Annotated in this window: 1 pseudogene; it reads right to left on the bottom strand. The window is 56.5% G+C overall.

The window, feature by feature from the left end:
* Positions 1 to 167 precede the first annotated feature (167 nt).
* A pseudogene (locus M6G53_RS25705) lies at positions 168 to 253 on the bottom strand (transketolase-like TK C-terminal-containing protein); the annotation flags it as partial.

Below are 253 nucleotides of genomic sequence, written 5' to 3'. Positions count from 1 at the left end.
ATGAACAGGCGAAATGGCTGGTACTACCAGGGCGCAGAGAGCGAAGTTATCCTAGAGAACTCCGGGCCAGAAGCAGGAAATATCCAGATAAAAAAGTTGCTGGTCACCCTTAAGTGACCAGCATTAGTCACGATGACCGGCTTTTTTATCGGCTGGCGCCAGGCTGCTTACTTCAGCAGCGCCTGCGCCTTGGCCACCACGTTGTCCACGGTGAAGCCGAACTCGGCGAACAGCTGCTCCGCCGGCGCCGACT

It is taken from the genome of Serratia nevei (assembly GCF_024160145.1).
Taxonomy (GTDB): Bacteria; Pseudomonadota; Gammaproteobacteria; order Enterobacterales; family Enterobacteriaceae; genus Serratia; species Serratia nevei_A.
This window is presented reverse-complemented; position numbering and strand designations above follow the sequence as displayed.